Origin of the sequence: Pseudomonas sp. FSL W7-0098, assembly GCF_005930585.1 — a bacterium.
Classification (GTDB): Bacteria; Pseudomonadota; Gammaproteobacteria; order Pseudomonadales; family Pseudomonadaceae; genus Aquipseudomonas; species Aquipseudomonas bubulae.
The window spans coordinates 161506-178497 of the sequence record NZ_RXHW01000002.1 but is presented as its reverse complement, the minus strand read 5'-3'; the positions used below and the strand labels follow the sequence as shown (position 1 = coordinate 178497).

Genomic DNA, 16992 nt, shown 5'->3' with positions numbered 1-16992 from the left:
GCAGTGATCCCATCGCGGCCAAGCCCGGCTCCCACAACCCCGGCTCCCGCACGGTAGTCGCACTACCAGCCCCTGGCCCTATCGATAGTCCCCGCTGGCCCCATTCGCTGGTCACGGATATGCAGTACTACTGCTGACCACCAAAGCACTTGGCGTCGTCCTGAAAACAAAACGTTAAGGATGGGAAACTCTCACTATGTTTTACGCAAAGTATCCGTTAGCCGTCAGCCTTGCCGCCTTCGCTTTTACCCAGCATGCGCTGGCAGCCGACACGTCCGCTGCCCCCGAATGTGCCCAGTATGAAAAGCTGCTGACCCGCGCCGAACTGGCCTTCAAGAACGTGCCCATTTGCGCGCGGATCAAGCCGGACCTGTGGGGGCTGCGCAAGGAGCTGGCCGAGCATGGCATCGGTTTTACCGCCACCTCGTATAACGGTTACACCTATGACGTATTGGGCAACAACGCGAAAAAGCAGGTGTATAACGGCCAGAACCCCAGCTACAACACGTCGCTCAACCTGTACCTGACTTACGATCTGACCCGCATCGGTTTTGCCAATGACGCGCAGCTGACACTGGCCGGCAACTGGGTGGACTCGACCTACACCCCGGCCAACCCGCGGGTCAAAACCGTCTCGGTATTTGCCATCAACCAGTCCTTTTTCAATCACCAGCTGGAACTGGAATACGGCTTCATACCCGGCGTGCGCCTGTTCTATGGCATGGCGCTGGGGGGCAGTGCCTCGACCGCCGCCCTGGGGCCAAGCAGCGTGGTGCCATTTCAGGTCGGCATGTCGGCTACCGAGCCGACCCCAACCGTCAACGTGATCGTGCGTGACCCGTCGCTGCGTTTCTACAACAGCACCGCCCTGACCCGCAGCGTCAGCCCCGAAGGCATCCAGAAGGATGTCGACCTCAACCCCAGCGGATTGCGCCTCAAGGTGCCGGATGCCCGCGCCATGCTGATCAATGAGTTCGGCTACAAGCAGGCGCCGTCGGCCAGTTCCAACGCCATGTGGCTGCGCGCAGGGGCCATGTACAACACCAGCCATTACACCGAGTTCACCACCGGTGAAAAGTCGGACAACAACTACGGCGTATACCTGGCCGAGACGGTGCAGGTGACCAAGCCCTACGGCGATGCCCGCGGCTGGTATCTGGACAGCAAACTTGATTACTCGCCTGACTCGGTCAACGCCATCAACAAGGCATTCCAGGTCAGTGCCTTCAATGTCGGCCCGTTCGCCAGCCGCCCTGCCGACATGGCCGCCGTAGGCCTGACCAAGAGCTACTACAGCAAGGATCTGCGCGACGTGACCAGGAGCTATGGCCTGGAAGCGGCGCCCTACACCCTGGCGGTAACCGCTTCCTATGCGGCCCGCCTGATCCCCGGCGTGTATTTGATCAGCGGTCTGACCTACACCAAGAACCCGGTATTCACGCCGATCCATTCCGATGCCCTGTTGCTCCAGGAATCGCTGAACTTCCTGTTTTAAAGCGCCAGCCCCCAGCCGTATTTACCCGTCACCTGGTCCTTTGCAGCGCAGGCCCAGGTGCTAATGCGAGGTCGTAGAACATGAGCGATGAACGTTATCAACTGTCCACCGGCGACTATCTGGCGCTGGACGCCACAGCCATGGCCGCTGCGGTCAAAACCGGCGAACTGACCCCCCGGATGCTGCTCAGCGCCGCCCAGGCGCGCTGCGATGCGGTAAACCCGCTGGTCAATGCGGTCAACATGCGCCACGACGAGCATGCCAACAGCGTGCTCAGGGCCCGTCACCACGCCGGCAGCGAGCTGCTGGGAGCACTGGCCGGTGTGCCGATGCTGCTCAAGGACTTGAACACTTACCTGACTGGCACCCTGACCACCAACGGCTCAAGAATGCTGGCCGACACGCCGCCGGCAACGCGCAACAGCACCATCGTGCAGCGCTACGAGGCCGCCGGGATGCTGATCTTCGGCAAGACCACCAGTCCCGAGTACGGCCTGACCACCACCACCGAATCCTCACTGTGGGGCCAGACGCGCAATCCGTGGAGTCTGGCTCACAGCGCAGGCGGCTCATCCGGCGGTGCGGCGGCAGCCGTGGCCGCAGGCATCGTGCCCGTGGCCCACGCCACCGACGGCGGCGGCTCGATTCGCATCCCGGCGTCGTATTGCGGCCTGTTTGGCCTCAAGCCCACGCGCTATCGCACCCCTCAGGGCCCGGACACCTTCGAAGGCTGGTTCGGTGCCAGTTGCGGTCATGTGGTATCACGCAGCGTGCGCGACTCGGCACTGTTGCTGGACGTCAGTCACGGTCATGAAAAAGGCAGTCCCTACTGGCTCGCGCCACAGGCCATAAGCTACAGCGAGGCAGTGCGACGCAGCCCCGGTTCGTTGCGCATCGGCGTGGTCGATCAGGCCATGACCGGCCTGGAACTGGACGCCGATATCCGCAGCGTTTTGAACACTACTGTTGATCTGCTGTTGGGCCTCGGACATCGGGTAGACCCCGTGACCCTGCCCGTCGACCCGCAGCAGGTATACGGCGCTCACGGCGCCGTGGGTGCAGCCGCACTGCTGGCCGCCGTGCGTGACCGCGAAACCGTCCTCGGCCGCCCGTTGCACGCTGACGAGCTGGAGCCCGTCAGCCGTTATCTGGTCAACAATGCCACTTCGGCCACCGCCGAAAACCTGTACCGTGCCCGACGCAGTTTCGAATTGATCGGCAGTCGCATGGAACACCTGTTCGACGACTATGACCTGCTGCTCAGTCCGGTCACCTCGCAGATCACTCCCGAACTGAAAGTGGCCAGTCTGGATCAGGATTACCCGCACTACATCCAGGGCATCATCGGCAGCATCGGCTACAGCGTACTGGCCAATGTCAGTGGCCAGCCGTCCATGTCGGTGCCGCTGGGCACCAGCAGCAGCGGCTTGCCCATCGGCATGATGTTCAGTGCAGGCTGGTGCCGCGAAGACCTGTTGTTCCAATTGGCCGGGCAACTCGAACAGGCAAGCCCCTGGGCTGATCGACGCGCACCGCTGTAAGCCACTCAACCGATGAACACTGCTCGATGGGATTGAAATGATGAATAACCAAATCTCCGGATTTCGCCGTCATTACACCTTGTTTGTGTTGTTCCTGATTTCGGCGGTCAGCCTGATCGACCGTCAGGTCATGGGCGTTGTGATTGAACCGATCAAGGCCGAATTTCACGTTTCCGATACCCAGATCGGCCTGCTTACAGGTCTGGCCTTTGCTCTGGTCTACTGCCTGTTTGCGATCCCGTTGGGGCGCTTTGCCGACCGTGGCCATCGGCGCAACCTGATCGGCTGGTGCTGTGCGTTCTGGAGCGTGATGGCCATGCTTTGCGGCTTTGCCAGTAACTTCTGGACCCTGGCCCTGGCACGCATAGGCGTGGCAGTGGGCGAGTCGGGCAGCGGCGCAGCATCGATGTCGATGATCGCCGACCTCTACCCGCCCCATCAGCGCTCCAAGGCCATCAGCGTATTTATGCTCGGAGCGCCCATCGGCGCCTTGCTGGGCATGAGCCTGGGCGCCTATATCGCGTACTACCACGGCTGGCGCGAAGCCTTTATCTGGATGGCGCTGCCTGGTATCGCTGCCGCTGTATTGCTGCGGTTTACGGCTGCCGAACCATTGCGCGGCTTATGGGAGAAAGCCCGTGAGTCGCGCCCAGCCGTGCCCCATGAAAGCGTGATGCAAGTGATGCGCGTGGCCTGGGCGTCGAAAACCTTTGTACGTATTGCCCTGGCCGGGGCGCTGCTGGCGTTTGCAAGTTATGCGTTCAGTATCTGGAGCACTGCATTTCTGGTACGCAGCCACGGGCTGACGCTCAAGGACGCAGGCATCATCATGGGCCTGGCAGCCGGGCCGGGGGCCATTATCGGCTCTCTGTCCAGCGGCTGGTTGAGCGCCTGTCTGGCCCAACGCGACAGCCGCTGGCAATTGGGCGTGCCGATCGTCGGGGCACTGCTGGCCTTGCCGATGTCGATTGCCTTCGCGCTGTACCCGGCCGGTCATCCCTGGACGCTGGGTGCGCTGCAAGTGCCCCAGGCAACGGTGTTCATGTTTGGCATGTCGGTGTTCGGCATGTGGTGGATGGCACCGAGCTACACCGCCATTGCCCAACTGGTGGCGCCTGAGCGCCGCGCAACCATGATCGCCCTCTACAACTTCGGGATCATGGCCATCGGTGCAGGTTTCGGCCCATTGGCCGTGGGTGTGCTGAGTGATCACCTGACCCCGCTAATGGGCATCAATGCCCTGCGCTGGTCGCTGGTCATCTGTTCCGGGGGGTATCTGCTGGCGAGCGGGTTGTTGATCAGCGTATTGCGGCCGTACGGGATCGCAGCCGGTCTTGCCAATGTACTGCCGGTGTTGCCGACGAACAAGCTGCAGACTGCGTAATTCTGTTGGTGGGGGCAGACTTGCTTGCGATGCCGGCGACTCGACTCATCTGGTCGACTGCGGCGGGGCCATCGCGGGCAAGCCCGGTTACCACAGATATTTAGCGCTCAAAAAGCCTGATGTAAATAGTTACCGAGGGTCTGCTTTCACACGAACAAATCCAGGGTCCAGACCGAATACCTCAACCCCTTCGACAGTCGATTGGCCGATCGTAACCTCACGCCGCACCACGGGTGCGTCTAGACGCTCGCGATACTGTATGACGTAGGCGTCCCCTTCCTTCTCAACTGCACCGTGAGGAATGACCAAGCTGTTTTCATTGCTATAGGTCACGATCGTCATGTGCGCACTCATACCTAGCCTCACCTTTTTCAGGTCACCATCCTCGGGATCATTGACGGTGATCGTGATCGGGAATCTTGCTGAGCTGCTGCTATCATCCGGCACAGCCAACTGGCTGATGGCGCTTACATAACCGTTTAAATTCGGCACCGAAAAACCCTCCCCATGGATCGCTACTGGCTGATTCAGGGAGAACTTGTTGACGTCTGACTCCAACACCTGGGTGACGACCTTAAGCCCAGATATGTTGGCCAACTTGAGTATTTGTTGGCCTTGGGCCAAAGACGCTCCTTTGTGAAGAGACCCCGGCTCGCCCCCTGACGATTGGGGTGCGCCAATGGATAGCACTACTCCCGGAAACGGGGCATGGATCGTCTTTTGCTCCAGCATCGTGTTTAGCCGCTCATGAGCAATGGATGCATTCTGGTATTCCATATCAGCTATGACTTTGCCCTCGCCCTTGCCAACAGCCAGCATGTCTTTGAGCTGTGCTTTGGCTGAGGTCACCTCAAGCAATTGTTGGTCACGTTGTTGCTTCAAGGTATCTCGCTCGTTGCGAGATACAATGCCGCTCTGATAAAGCGTCTTGACCTGGGCAAGCTCAAGGTCAAGCCTCTGCATAGCCAGCTCGGCCAGTCTTAGCGCCTGCCTGGCTTGCCTCACTCCCGAGCCCGTATCCCAAACGCGAAACGCTGCAGCAGTCTGCTGCGCTTTCAACTTGCTGGCCAAAGCGTCCCTTACTTTGACTTCCTGCAACCTGGTATCGAGGATCAACAGAGCCTGCCCCTCTTCAACATACATACCTGGACTCAAATTGTTGTCCAAGGCAAAACCTTCAAAAGGCGCCGTGAGAATGGCTGTCTCAACCGGCTCAACTTTACCCACCAGCCCGATTTCATGCTCCAGGTTCCGACTGTTAACCGCTACCCAGGAGTCAGTGCCGTGCGGGGCTTCGGGTACGATAAATACCAGTATCAAGCTCAATACCAGCACTCCCGCTGCGAGAAATTTCCAACGCCTCTTCGAAGCCTGGATTCTGTCAAAAACTCTCAAGTGAGATCTCCCAACTCTCCAACATTACGCCCAACAGCACATCCAACTGGGACCTGGCATCCAGATATGAAATTTTTGCGCTCAAGTTCGCTTCCTCAGCGGCCCGCAGGTCTGACTCAAAACTGATGATCTGAAAGTTGCTGGATCGGCCTGCGTTCAATTTGTCGTTCTCTATCGCCAGCTTGCGCCTGGACAGGTCCATCACCCGCTGGGAAATTTCAAGCTGACGCCACTGGGTATTCAGGCTACGTACTGCGTCAGTAGTCTGGCGCTGCAAATCAACCCGAGCCTCCTCCAGCAGCAATTGCTGTTGTTCCAACGCTGTCTGGGCATGGACCTTGCCCTGGCGAGTACTGAGATCATTGATGGGAATTTCCAGTTTGAGCCCCGCGTAAGTGTCCCAGGCCCTGGCAGAACCGTTGAGGCTGTGTTGATCGCGCTGCTGAGAGGCACCCGCCACCAAAGAAAAATCCCAACGGACCTTGTCTTTGGCAAGCAGCAGGTTGATCGAGGCCTGTTCGCTCTGCACAATCGTGCTCAAGTACTGGGGTTGCTTGGCCTGTGCCACTTTAAATGCCGTCGCCTGATCCAGTTCAAGCCGGGTCACTCGCAAGCTGTCACTGGCGCGCACGGGCGTTGATAGGTCAAGCGCCAAAAGCTTGAGCAGCAACAAGCGGCTCGCCTCCAACTGATTCTTTGCATCTTCCACCGCCAGCTCCTGACTCGCGATATCCGCCTCGATCTGCACAACATCAAACTCGGCTACTCGTCCTGCTGTGATCAGTTGCTTGTTGACCTTGAGCAAAGCGACTGCCCGTTCCAGCGCCTGCGTGGCGATCGTCACCTGATTCTGGGTTTTAAGCAGTACGCGATAAGCCGCAATGATTTCGTAAATGGTTTGGGACACACTGGCTTTCAAATTAAGCTGGTTGACTTGCTCAGCCAATTTCGCCAAGCGCAAGGGCGCAGTTGTGACGTTTTTACCCGCCCCCCGAAGCAAGGGTTGAGTCAAGGTCAACGCGAGGCCATTACTGCTCAAATCACCCGAGTTTCTCGTGGCATTGAACTCCTGGTTCCAGCTCAATTCCACGTTGCTCCCATACTCACCCAGCAGGCTCACCGAAGGCCCAATACCTGTTGCACGACTGCTGTCCACGCTCCCTTTGGAAAGTTTGTGAGTGCCAATGAGCTTGAGCTTGGGGTTAAACATGTCATCAGCGACAAACAAGTCGAACTTCTCTCGCACGCGCTGAAGTTTAAGGCTGCGTATGTTGTAGTTGCGGCGCAAGCCCAGAGACACTGCTTCGACCAACGACAAATCAATCGAGTGCTGACTCATCAAGGCTGTGGGGGGAGCATTAGGGGCCGGCACGTCTGTTTGCGCAGATGCCACCAAGGATTGCATCGCCACACCGCACACCACGGCCAGAATCAGTCCTGTTTTAATAATCACGCAGGGCCTCCACCGGAGTCAGGCGAGAAGCCGTAATGGCAGGTTTCAAACCAAAGAACACGCCGACCAAAACCGTGCTTGTGACGCCCAAGGGGATGGCGCTGAATGCCATGGCGAACACCCAACCCGATACTTGGGCATAAATGTAAGCCAGTGCCATGCCCAGCCCAGCGCCCAACACAGCCCCTAAAACGCTAAGCGCAGCGGCTTCGATCAGAAACAAATTGCGAATGTCCTGACGGCGGGCACCCATTGCCATACGTAAACCTATTTCACTACGGCGCTCAGAAACGTTCATATACATAACGTTCATCACCGCCACTCCGCCGCCTACCAGCGTGATGACCCCCAAGGCCATCAAGAGGTAATGGAAAGTGCGATTCTGGCTATTCATCCCCTCGATCATTTGCACAGGTGTAACCACCTCAATGTCTCGGGACTTGAAAGTACGGGTCAGCATTTCACCGAAGGTCGAGGCTACGTTTTCACTTTTTTTGTGAAGGGGGATACGCGCAACCAAATCATCTATTCTGGCCTCGCTTGCCACACGATTCATGGCCTGCAACGGTACAAAAACTGAAAGATCGGCGGAGACCGGACTGATCAGTGAGTGCGTTCGAGATTGCAATACACCGATAACCCTAAACAGGTAGTTATTGATTTTGAGCCAGTCACCGGTCTTGATCAGAGTTCCATCGCTGCTCAGTGAGGTTGCGATATCGTGACCAAGCACAACCACATTTTCGTCCTGATCAAAGGGATGCAAAAACCGCCCATACGCTAACGACAGTTTCATCACGTCTAACAGGGAAGGCTCGGTTCCTACCAGGCGGATATTGATAGTCCGGTGGTTAAATCCGGCCTGGGCAGGCACTATCGCTGCAGGAGCGATCAACAGACCTTCCAGGACCAACTTCCTGAATGTTGCAGCCTCGATAGAGAGAGGTGACGCTTGCCGCCCTTGCTTGACAGAGAAACTCACCGCAAATGTATCGACGCCCATGTTGTGGAAGACACTTGCGACCTCCTGCCGTGCGTTATGCCCGATATTGATGACTGCGATAATCGAGGCGCTACCTATCACGATGCCTAACAAGGCGAGAATCGAGCGCTTGCCCAGCGTGCGAAAACTGTCTGCTGCATCTGCGCCCACTTGCAGCAGTGATGGAGGCAGGAAAGTCATCAGGGCTAGCACTTGCCCGCCTCCTCAACCCGCCCGTTACATACACGGACTTGCCTGCGCATAAGGCCTGCAACCAGTGGGTCGTGGGTACCAATCAATAATGTGACGCCTTGTTCTTTCTGGATCGACAGCAACAGCTCGAGAATTTCACTGGCCGTCTGGCCATCCAGGCTGCCGGTCGGCTCGTCAGCCAGTATCAGGGATGGCTGCCCCACCAGAGCCCGGGCAATAGCGACGCGTTGCTTTTGCCCTCCCGACAGATCGGCAGGCTTGTAGCCTGCGCGATGAGCCATCCCGACCCGTTGCAACATCAGCATCGCCCGTTCCAGAGATTGCCCGCGGTCAACCCCGTGATAGCGAAGCGGCAAGGCTACATTTTCGACAACATTTAAACGGGGGATCAAATTGAAATTCTGAAAGACAAATCCGATGTTCTTCTTTCTCAGGGCTGCCAACTCGTCACTCTGTTTTTTTGTGACAGGACGTCCCATAAACAGGTACTCACCCGCGTCGGCAAAGTCCAGCAGGCCGATTATATTCAACAATGTACTTTTACCGGATCCGGACGGACCAATAATGGCGCAGGAGTCTGCGACCGCGATATGAAAATCAACGTGGCTTATGACCGGGCTCCCTCCCCCTTGGCACGCATAACTCTTGCTGACCCCCTTCATTGAAATGCATGCCGGGCTGCTCATGACAACACCGCCCCCCCCTGCCCGTCAGACCTGTATTCGACCCATGCACAAACATAAATAGCTGGGACTGACAAACGACCAGAAGAACAAAGAACAGTTGGCTGCTCACATAAAAATGAAGGCATAGAAAATCTCTGAATTTTAAAACTTTGAGCCCACTACAATTAAAACCGCCTAACCAGCAAACACATTTAATCACTGGCCGACACTAGAAAATGTAGGGGCTCGCCTCACAATATGTAGGTAAAGACCACGCGACCAGCTCAATAAAATACGCCCCCAGAACATATAGAACTTGTACCCGCTTATGCTAACTTTAAGCGAGCCGGTTCAGAGTGACCAGAAACAGCTCGGCTGCCAGCTTTCGAGCCATCGCATCTATATACTCACAAGGGTCGTACCGCATTATCAGAGCTCAGTGTTCAGGCGCCGAAAAGCATGACGTTTTTTCCCTGACAATCGAGCGAAAGCCCATATCAGGGCGGACTGTCTTCCTGACTCAACCCGAACAACAGCCAGAACTAAAACTGAGTTCCAATCGCCGCAACAGTCGAACAAACAAATCAAAGAATAAAAAGGCCGACCTAGTATTTCATTATTTTTTTAAATACTGCAGCCCCACGCAGTGCAACCACGCTCAAAACACCACCCTGGCATCTCTATGTACGCCTCCGCGGATTTTATACGCTGGTAACCTTAGAATTTCTTACGCAGAACGCAGGAAAATTTTTGCACTTTACCATTCGCTGATAAGTTGACACTAAACTCAGGTGCTGGTGCATAGGTACGCAGTACAATATTGGCTGGGGTCCAGCTATCACTCATCTTAAAAATCTTCGCCCCAGTAAGCTGCTCGCCGGTAATAAAAAATGATGCGGAGACGCTCCCATAAAAACGTGAACGGTCCACAGGGGTGATTTTGTATTTTGTAACCTGCACAACGGTATGCTTCCCGCTAACAAGCGGAGTAATAGAGCTTACGCCTTCAATTTGCGCAGTCACACCCGACGCACTGCAACTCAATGCCAATGCGCTCTGTACCGCTGGCCCTACAGGCACCTGCGATGCTTTTCTGGCTGCATGGCTTTGTTTTGCACTCTTTAGCGTTTCGGCTCTGCGTGCTGCTAATTTTGCGGCCTTATCTGCTGCTTTTTGTGCTTTATCTGCGGCCACTCGCTTTCGGATTTGTTCGCCGATGGCATCATTTTTTGCATGTACGGCGGCCGCTTTTTTTCGTGCCTCTTCATTTCTGAGTTGGGCTTGTTTTTGAAGACGCGCTCGCTCCTCAGCTTTTTTAATGTATTCCTGGGTTAACAGTTTCTGAAGCTGTTCCTGGGACATTTTATTCCCGGCTTGAACAGAAGATACGGCCCCCACAGATGCACACCCGAGAGCAAGTACTGCAATAGTTTTTTTAAAACTAGCTGAAAGCATTATAGGCACCTGATCATTTAGTTTTTGAACAAATTTACAAACTCAATTTAGCCGTTGTATTTGAGCATCAGAAAAAAACAAATAATGTAGGCCTAGACTTTGCAATCAGTAGGAAAACAGCAAAAAAACAAACCAACCACCAAACATTTCCGGTGTGTAGCCCCCCCCTGAGCCAATTTGCACACGTGAATTTCCGCATAAAAAAACCCCGCTCTTCTTTCGAAGGCGGGGTTTTTCACTCTGGACAGATCAGTGCGCGTAAGTCAGTAACAACTCGGCAGGCGCTTTGAAATCCAGGGACATCATGACGCTCAGCGCGGTGATGGTGAAGATCGAGAACACGAACAGCTTGCGTGCCCAGACCTTGTCGTCGACGGCCTTGTAGCCCGTCCACGCCATGTACAGCCAGTACATGCCCATCGCAGCAGCCACGGCCATGTAGCTCATGCCGGCGTAACCGCCGAGGGTGAGCATCAGGGTCGCGATCAGAAACGCGAGGATGTAGAGCAGGATGTGCTTCTTGGCAACCTTGATCCCGCGCTTCACTGGCAACACCGGAATCGATGCAGCCAGGTAATCGTTGAAGCGGAAGATCGCGATGGCGTAGGAATGCGGCATCTGCCACAGGCTGAACATCACCAGCAAGGTCATTGCAGCCATGTCGAAGCTGTTGCTCACAGCTACATAGCCGATGACCGGAGGCATTGCACCCGACAGACTGCCGATAAGCGTGCCGTGAACCGACTTGCGCTTGAAGTACAGGCTGTACAGACCGACGTAGATCACGAAACCGATCGCGGCGAACAGAGCCGCCAGCGGGTTGGCTACGCGATACAACAGGTACAGGCCGGCGCCCCCCAGCAGGGTGGCGTAAACCAGCGCCACCTTGAGGGAGATCAGGCCTTGAACCAGTACGCGGTTCTTGGTGCGGTCCATCTTGATGTCAATGTCGCGGTCGATGCAGTTGTTGAACACACAACCGGACGCTACCACCAGGGAGGTGCCGATTACCGCGGCCAGGAACAGGGCAAGATCGAAATGCCCCTTCGAGGCCAGGAAGAACCCGCCTGCCACAGAAAGCACGTTACCGAAAATGATCCCCGGTTTGGTGATTTGGATAAAGTGCTTGAAGGACATCGGGTCTTACCTCACTTCGCCATCATTTCAGTGTGGATGCTGAACATGATCCACAGGGACAAGCCCACCAGCAGCACAATTACCAGCGCAGCAAATACCAGCGCGGTGACGTTGTTGCGTTGTGCAGGCGAACGGTCCAGGTGCAGGAAGTACACCAGGTGAACAACCACTTGCACCACGGCGAACAACAGTACGATCGCCAGGGTGGTGAATTTGGGCAGCGATGGGTACATCACCAGCCCGAACGGAATAACGGTCAGGATCACCGACAGGATGAAGCCGATCGCGTAGGACTTCACGCTGCCGTGGTTGGCGCCGTCGGAATGTGCGTTAGCCATTACAAAGTCCCCATCAGGTAAACAACGGTGAATACGCAGATCCACACCACGTCCAGGAAGTGCCAGAACAGGCTCAGGCAGCTCAGGCGGGTCTTGTTGGTCGAGGTCAGGCCGTTTTTCTGCACCTGGTACATCATGATCGCCATCCAGATCAGACCGCTGGTCACGTGCAGACCGTGGGTACCGACCAGGGTGAAGAAGCCAGACAGGAAGCCCGAACGGCTAGGGCCGTAGCCCTCGGAGATCAACAGGTGGAACTCGTTGATTTCCATGGCGATGAAGCCTGCACCGAGCAGGAAGGTCATGGCCAGCCAGAACAGCACCTGCTGTTTCTTGCCCTTGAACAACGCCAGCATGGCGAAGCCGTAGGTGATCGAACTGAACAGCAGCAGGGCAGTTTCACCCAGTACGTACGGCAGTTCGAAGATGTCGTGGCCCGACGGGCCACCTGCAACGTTGTTTACCAATACCGCGTATACCGCGAAGATCGATGCAAACAAGATGCAGTCGGTCATCAGGTAGAGCCAGAAACCAAAAATGGTTGTCTCGCCCGCGTCGTGGTGTTCCTCATGCTCATGGTCGTGACCATGAGCGTGTCCAGCAGTGGTCGCTAAGTTCGACATGGTTTAAGCCTGTTCCAACTTGGTTTCAACACGAGTAGCCGGAATTGCTTTGGCGGCTACCAGACGCTTGTGCTGCTCGGCCTCGATACGCTCGATGGTCTCGACCGGCACCATGTAGCCTTGGTCGTCACGGGCGGCGTGAGCAACGAAGACAACAACCGTACCTACCAGACCCACGATGGCCAGCCACCAGATGTGCCAGATCATCGCGAAACCGAAGACGGTCAGCAAAGCACCCATGTACACACCAGTAGCGGTGTTGTTAGGCATGTGGATAGGCGAGTACTTGGCCGGAACCTGGTACGCAGTGCCGTTTTCCTTGGCTTCGGTGAACGGGTCGATACCGTCGACTTTTGGCAGTACAGCAAAGTTGTAGAACGGTGGTGGCGACGAAGTCGACCATTCCAGCGTGTGAGCATTCCATGGATCGCCGAATTCGCAGGCGTTCTCTGGCTTGTTGCGGTCACGGACGCTGACATACAGCTGGATCAGCTGGCTGGCGATACCCATGGCAATCAGTACTGCGCCGAACAGGGCTACGTACAGGTAAGGCACCCACTCAGGGTTGGTGCTGGCGTTCAGACGACGGGTCATGCCCATGAAGCCCAGTGCATAGAGCGGCATAAAGGCGATGAAGAAGCCGACGATCCAGAACCAGAACGCGCGCTTGCCCCAGGTTTCGTTCAACTTGAAGCCGAACGCTTTCGGGAAGTAGAAGCTGAAGCCTGCGATGTAACCGAATACTGCGCCGCCGATGATCACGTTATGGAAGTGAGCAATAACGAACAGGCTGTTGTGCAGTACGAAGTCAGCACCCGGGATGGCCAGCAGTACGCCAGTCATGCCGCCGATGGCGAAGGTCACCATAAAGCCCAGGGTCCACAGAACCTGGCTGGTGAAGCGCAGACGGCCCTGGTAGATGGTGAACAGCCAGTTGAATAGCTTCACCCCCGTCGGGATCGAAATCAGCATCGTCGCCAGACCGAAGAAGGCGTTGACGCTGGCACCCGAACCCATGGTGAAGAAGTGGTGCAGCCAAACCATGAAGCCCAGCACCGAGATCGCGCCGGAGGCGTAGACCATCGAGTGGTGACCGAACAGACGCTTGCCGGTGAACGTGGAGATAACTTCGGAGAAGATACCGAACGCCGGCAGAATGAGGATGTACACCTCAGGGTGACCCCACGCCCAGAACAGGTTGACGTACATCATTGGATTGCCACCAAGTTCATTGGTGAAAATGTGGAAATCCATGTAACGGTCAAGTGTCAGCAGTGCCAGGGTAGCGGTCAGGATCGGGAACGAAGCCACGATCAGGACGTTTGCCCAGGTGCAGGTCCAGGTGAAGATCGGCATGTCCATCAGTTTCATGCCTGGAGCACGCATCTTCAGTACGGTCGCCAGGAAGTTAACCCCGGTTAACGTCGTACCTAACCCCGATAGCTGTAGAGCCCAGATGTAGTAATCCATCCCCACGCCCGGACTGTACTGCAAGCCCGACAGCGGCGGATAGGCAACCCAACCGGTCTTGGCGAACTCGCCGACGCCCAGCGACAGGTTGACCAGCACAACGCCGGACACCAGCAGCCAGAAGCTCAGGGAGTTGAGGAACGGGTAGGCCACGTCACGGGCGCCGATCTGCAGCGGCACTGCAAGGTTCATCAGGCCGGTGAAGAATGGCATCGCCATGAAGATGATCATGATCACACCGTGAGCGGTGAAGATCTGGTCATAGTGTTCAGGTGGCAGGTAGCCAGGCGAACCCTCGGTGGCCATGGCCAGCTGGGTACGCATCATGATTGCGTCGGCAAAGCCGCGCAGCAGCATGACCATGGCGACGATGATGTACATCACGCCGATTTTCTTGTGGTCGACTGACGTTAGCCATTCGGTCCACAGGTAGGTCCACTTCTTGAAATACGTGATTGCTGCAAACAGTGCCAGACCACCCAGCGCGATCATGGCGATGGTCACCATCACGATCGGCTCGTGGAACGGGACCGCTTCCCAACTTAATTTACCAAACATCGTTTACTCCTCTGCCCCGGCAGCTGAATGCGAACTCATGTCCACCACATCGGTCCCGGCCACTTCTTTCTTCTCGTGCTTCACCGGCTTGCCTGGCGTCATACCTTCGTACTTGTCGACGATTTTCTGAAACAGGTTCGGTGTGTACGAGGAGAACAGTTCAACGGGGTTGTTCTGACTTGGCTTGCTCAAGGCTTCGTATTCAGCTTGGTCAAGCTGTTTAGGTGATGCTTTGACTTCACTTACCCAAGCATCGAAATCAGCCTGAGTAGTCGCGATCGCTTTGAATTTCATGCCCGTGAAACCGGCACCGCTGTAGTTGGCAGAGATGCCTTCCATTTCAGCGTTGCGGTTGGCAATCAGGTGCAGCTTGGTCGTCATCCCGGCCATGGCGTAGATCTGACCGCCCAGGCCTGGAATGAAGAACGAGTTCATGACCGTGTCAGAGGTGATACGGAAATTGACCGGGGTGTTGGCCGGGAACACGATCTTGTTGACGGTAGCGATACCCTGTTCCGGATAGATGAACATCCACTTCCAGTCCATTGCCACCACTTCGATGGTAATCGGCTTGACGTCGGACTCGAGCGGACGATAAGGGTCCAGCGCGTGGGTCGACTTGTAGGTGATCACGCCCAGGGCGATGATGATCAGAATTGGCACAGTCCAGATCACGACTTCGATCTTGGTGGAGTGCGACCATTTAGGTGTATAGGTAGCGCTGGTGTTCGACGCGCGATATTTCCACGCGAAGACGAGGGTCATAATGATGACCGGCACCACGACCAGAAGCATCAGCAGTGTTGCAGTGATGATCAGATTCCGCTCTTCGATCCCGACCTGCCCCACCGGATCGAGCAATGTCATGTTGCAACCTCCCAGCAGCAGCGTGCCGAAAAGTGGCAATAAGCCAAGGAGTCTGGGGTACCTTTTTTTAGTCATCTCACGACCTCTAAAACAGCTTGCACAATGCAGTTGGTTTTTTTCGCCAACACTTCGCCCTGCCAAGGGTTGGCTCTTTTCCGGAATTGAATGAAAGCCTGCTCTATCACCATCAGGCGAACGGGCAAAATTCCGGGTTAGCAGTGATTTCTTATTCGATACGTGGTCAATGGCCTTGTCACAGACCAATTCCATTTGGTGCGGAACTTAGAAGGGTTGCCAGTACCTGGGAGTCGCATGGGACGCCTGTATTGAACAACCCAGTCGGCCTTCAACTTCCCGCTTGGGCTCAGGGATGAGCAGGCTGGACGTTCAGTGCGGGCGATTGTAGTTAGGTAGCTCTCTATAAACCATGTCTCATCCCGAAATAATTCTTATCGGGTACGGTAACAATCCCTGCCTATTATTACGCCAAGCGTTCAAGCCCCCCCTTGAAACAGAGTTGTAGCACGTCTTTAGCCCTGAACTTTTATGCCCCTTTTTAGCGCATGAACACACCCCCCTGACCCCGCCTGAACGCCCAAATAAAAAGGGCTACAGCCGATTTGCGTTGAGTCTCGCAACCCTGATTTCAACCCCTTTGCCAGCGTCAAAATGCCTCAGCTGGGTTACACGAAGTCATACGTTTAAAAGACCACTGGTCAGACCAAAACCAGCCCTGCGACACCCTGCGCGTGACAATATGTCGCAGTGTCGCACAGCCTTTTTCGACGTGAGGATCACGCCTTCTTTACATTTGCGCAGGGACAAAAAAACGCCCCGCACTGCCGAAGGAAGCACGAGGCTGCTCAAGCAAAAATTGGTGGCTGGCTCAGCTCGATTGTTTCCGGTTGCGATAGATGCCCAGTGGCACCAGCACCGCAGTCATTACAAAGGCCACCAGTGCCCACTGTGCCAGCGACAGACCAAGCACCGGCGGATAGGGGGTGGAGCAAAATCCGTCGACCTGAAACCCCAGGGGGAACACGGCTGCCAGCGGCAGACCATCGACGATTGGCTGCAACACATCAAGACCGCAGCTCACGGCCGGGTGAGCGAGGATATAGACGTGGCGCCCGGCGGCGGCAATACCACCGATGGCACTGAGCACCACCAGCACTTCAAACACGGTGAGGCTGCGCCGGCCAGGCATGGCTGCACCGATAAAGGCAAAGATCGCGATCAGCAGCAGTGCATAGCGTTGCAGGATACACAGCGGGCAAGGTGCCTCGCCGAGCACGATCTGCATGTACAGCGCGCCGCCGATCAGCGCCAGGCAGATCACCCCGAGCAGGACCAGGAAGCGTTTCTCCCGGCCCAGTTGCAACATGTCATTGGTCATCCCGCGTCCCTTTGCCTGAT

Annotated in this window: 14 protein-coding genes; 3 read left to right on the top strand and 11 right to left on the bottom strand. The window is 56.0% G+C overall.

Translation table 11 applies throughout. The annotated features are described in order from the left end of the window. The first annotated feature begins 196 nt into the window (after nt 1–196). The 3 genes from FHL07_RS03815 (at nt 197) to FHL07_RS03805 (ending at nt 4420) form a co-directional block, all read left to right on the top strand. Nucleotides 197–1495 carry a carbohydrate porin gene (locus FHL07_RS03815; protein ID WP_138738125.1) on the top strand — a complete coding sequence of 433 codons (1299 nt, stop codon included), beginning with the start codon at nt 197–199 and terminating at the stop codon, nt 1493–1495. A gap of 80 nt (nt 1496–1575) precedes the next feature. Then, nucleotides 1576–3036, top strand: coding sequence for an amidase (locus FHL07_RS03810; protein WP_138738124.1), 1461 nt, complete (start codon nt 1576–1578; stop codon nt 3034–3036). 40 nt (nt 3037–3076) lie between these two features. Then, a complete protein-coding gene (locus FHL07_RS03805) occupies nt 3077–4420 on the top strand; it encodes a spinster family MFS transporter (protein WP_095025469.1) in 1344 nt (447 codons plus the stop codon). Nucleotides 4421–4549: 129 nt separating this feature from the next. On the opposite strand, the gene FHL07_RS03800 is transcribed toward FHL07_RS03805, so the two are convergent. The 11 genes from FHL07_RS03800 to FHL07_RS03745 form a co-directional block, all read right to left on the bottom strand. Beyond that, nucleotides 4550–5755 (bottom strand): efflux RND transporter periplasmic adaptor subunit, encoded by a 1206-nt coding sequence (locus FHL07_RS03800; RefSeq protein ID WP_238705501.1) that lies wholly within the window; start codon nt 5753–5755, stop codon nt 4550–4552. 46 nt (nt 5756–5801) lie between these two features. Then, a complete protein-coding gene (locus tag FHL07_RS03795; RefSeq protein WP_095025470.1) occupies nt 5802–7220 on the bottom strand; it encodes a TolC family protein in 1419 nt (472 codons plus the stop codon). A gap of 37 nt (nt 7221–7257) precedes the next feature. After that, the gene (locus tag FHL07_RS03790) at nt 7258–8463 is read right to left on the bottom strand and encodes an ABC transporter permease (protein ID WP_238705499.1); all 1206 of its coding nucleotides are present in this window, start codon (nt 8461–8463) and stop codon (nt 7258–7260) included. After that, complete coding sequence (locus FHL07_RS03785; protein WP_138738122.1) at nt 8457–9149, bottom strand: ABC transporter ATP-binding protein; 693 nt, start codon at nt 9147–9149, stop codon at nt 8457–8459. Before FHL07_RS03785 ends, FHL07_RS03790 begins: the two co-directional genes overlap by 7 nt. A 696-nt stretch (nt 9150–9845) precedes the next feature. After that, the gene (locus FHL07_RS03780) at nt 9846–10583 is read right to left on the bottom strand and encodes a hypothetical protein (protein ID WP_095018306.1); all 738 of its coding nucleotides are present in this window, start codon (nt 10581–10583) and stop codon (nt 9846–9848) included. A gap of 249 nt (nt 10584–10832) precedes the next feature. Further along, the gene (gene cyoE, locus FHL07_RS03775) at nt 10833–11720 is read right to left on the bottom strand and encodes a heme o synthase (RefSeq protein ID WP_095001514.1); all 888 of its coding nucleotides are present in this window, start codon (nt 11718–11720) and stop codon (nt 10833–10835) included. A gap of 11 nt (nt 11721–11731) precedes the next feature. After that, complete coding sequence (cyoD, locus tag FHL07_RS03770; protein WP_016779556.1) at nt 11732–12058, bottom strand: cytochrome o ubiquinol oxidase subunit IV; 327 nt, start codon at nt 12056–12058, stop codon at nt 11732–11734. Continuing rightward, complete coding sequence (locus FHL07_RS03765; RefSeq protein ID WP_095001515.1) at nt 12058–12681, bottom strand: cytochrome o ubiquinol oxidase subunit III; 624 nt, start codon at nt 12679–12681, stop codon at nt 12058–12060. Before FHL07_RS03765 ends, cyoD begins: the two co-directional genes overlap by 1 nt. Nucleotides 12682–12684: 3 nt before the next feature. After that, nucleotides 12685–14709: a cytochrome o ubiquinol oxidase subunit I gene (gene cyoB / locus FHL07_RS03760; protein ID WP_095001516.1), complete on the bottom strand. Its 2025-nt coding sequence runs from the start codon at nt 14707–14709 to the stop codon at nt 12685–12687. A gap of 3 nt (nt 14710–14712) precedes the next feature. Then, complete coding sequence (gene cyoA, locus FHL07_RS03755; RefSeq protein WP_095001517.1) at nt 14713–15651, bottom strand: ubiquinol oxidase subunit II; 939 nt, start codon at nt 15649–15651, stop codon at nt 14713–14715. 811 nt (nt 15652–16462) lie between these two features. Continuing rightward, the gene (locus tag FHL07_RS03745) at nt 16463–16972 is read right to left on the bottom strand and encodes a disulfide bond formation protein B (RefSeq protein ID WP_095001518.1); all 510 of its coding nucleotides are present in this window, start codon (nt 16970–16972) and stop codon (nt 16463–16465) included. Between the last annotated feature and the right edge of the window lie 20 nt (nt 16973–16992).

What these genes read in the sequence shown, in the direction of transcription:
- FHL07_RS03795 (WP_095025470.1), bottom strand. Translation starts at nt 7,220, where the DNA reads ATGCAATCCTTGGTGGCATCTGCGCAAACAGACGTGCCGGCCCCTAAT.
- cyoD (WP_016779556.1), bottom strand. Translation starts at nt 12,058, where the DNA reads ATGGCTAACGCACATTCCGACGGCGCCAACCACGGCAGCGTGAAGTCC.
- cyoB (WP_095001516.1), bottom strand. Translation starts at nt 14,709, where the DNA reads ATGTTTGGTAAATTAAGTTGGGAAGCGGTCCCGTTCCACGAGCCGATC.
- FHL07_RS03805 (WP_095025469.1), top strand. Translation starts at nt 3,077, where the DNA reads ATGAATAACCAAATCTCCGGATTTCGCCGTCATTACACCTTGTTTGTG.
- cyoA (WP_095001517.1), bottom strand. Translation starts at nt 15,651, where the DNA reads ATGACTAAAAAAAGGTACCCCAGACTCCTTGGCTTATTGCCACTTTTC.
- cyoE (WP_095001514.1), bottom strand. Translation starts at nt 11,720, where the DNA reads ATGTCCTTCAAGCACTTTATCCAAATCACCAAACCGGGGATCATTTTC.
- FHL07_RS03810 (WP_138738124.1), top strand. Translation starts at nt 1,576, where the DNA reads ATGAGCGATGAACGTTATCAACTGTCCACCGGCGACTATCTGGCGCTG.
- FHL07_RS03815 (WP_138738125.1), top strand. Translation starts at nt 197, where the DNA reads ATGTTTTACGCAAAGTATCCGTTAGCCGTCAGCCTTGCCGCCTTCGCT.
- FHL07_RS03780 (WP_095018306.1), bottom strand. Translation starts at nt 10,583, where the DNA reads ATGCTTTCAGCTAGTTTTAAAAAAACTATTGCAGTACTTGCTCTCGGG.
- FHL07_RS03785 (WP_138738122.1), bottom strand. Translation starts at nt 9,149, where the DNA reads ATGAGCAGCCCGGCATGCATTTCAATGAAGGGGGTCAGCAAGAGTTAT.
- FHL07_RS03745 (WP_095001518.1), bottom strand. Translation starts at nt 16,972, where the DNA reads ATGACCAATGACATGTTGCAACTGGGCCGGGAGAAACGCTTCCTGGTC.
- FHL07_RS03765 (WP_095001515.1), bottom strand. Translation starts at nt 12,681, where the DNA reads ATGTCGAACTTAGCGACCACTGCTGGACACGCTCATGGTCACGACCAT.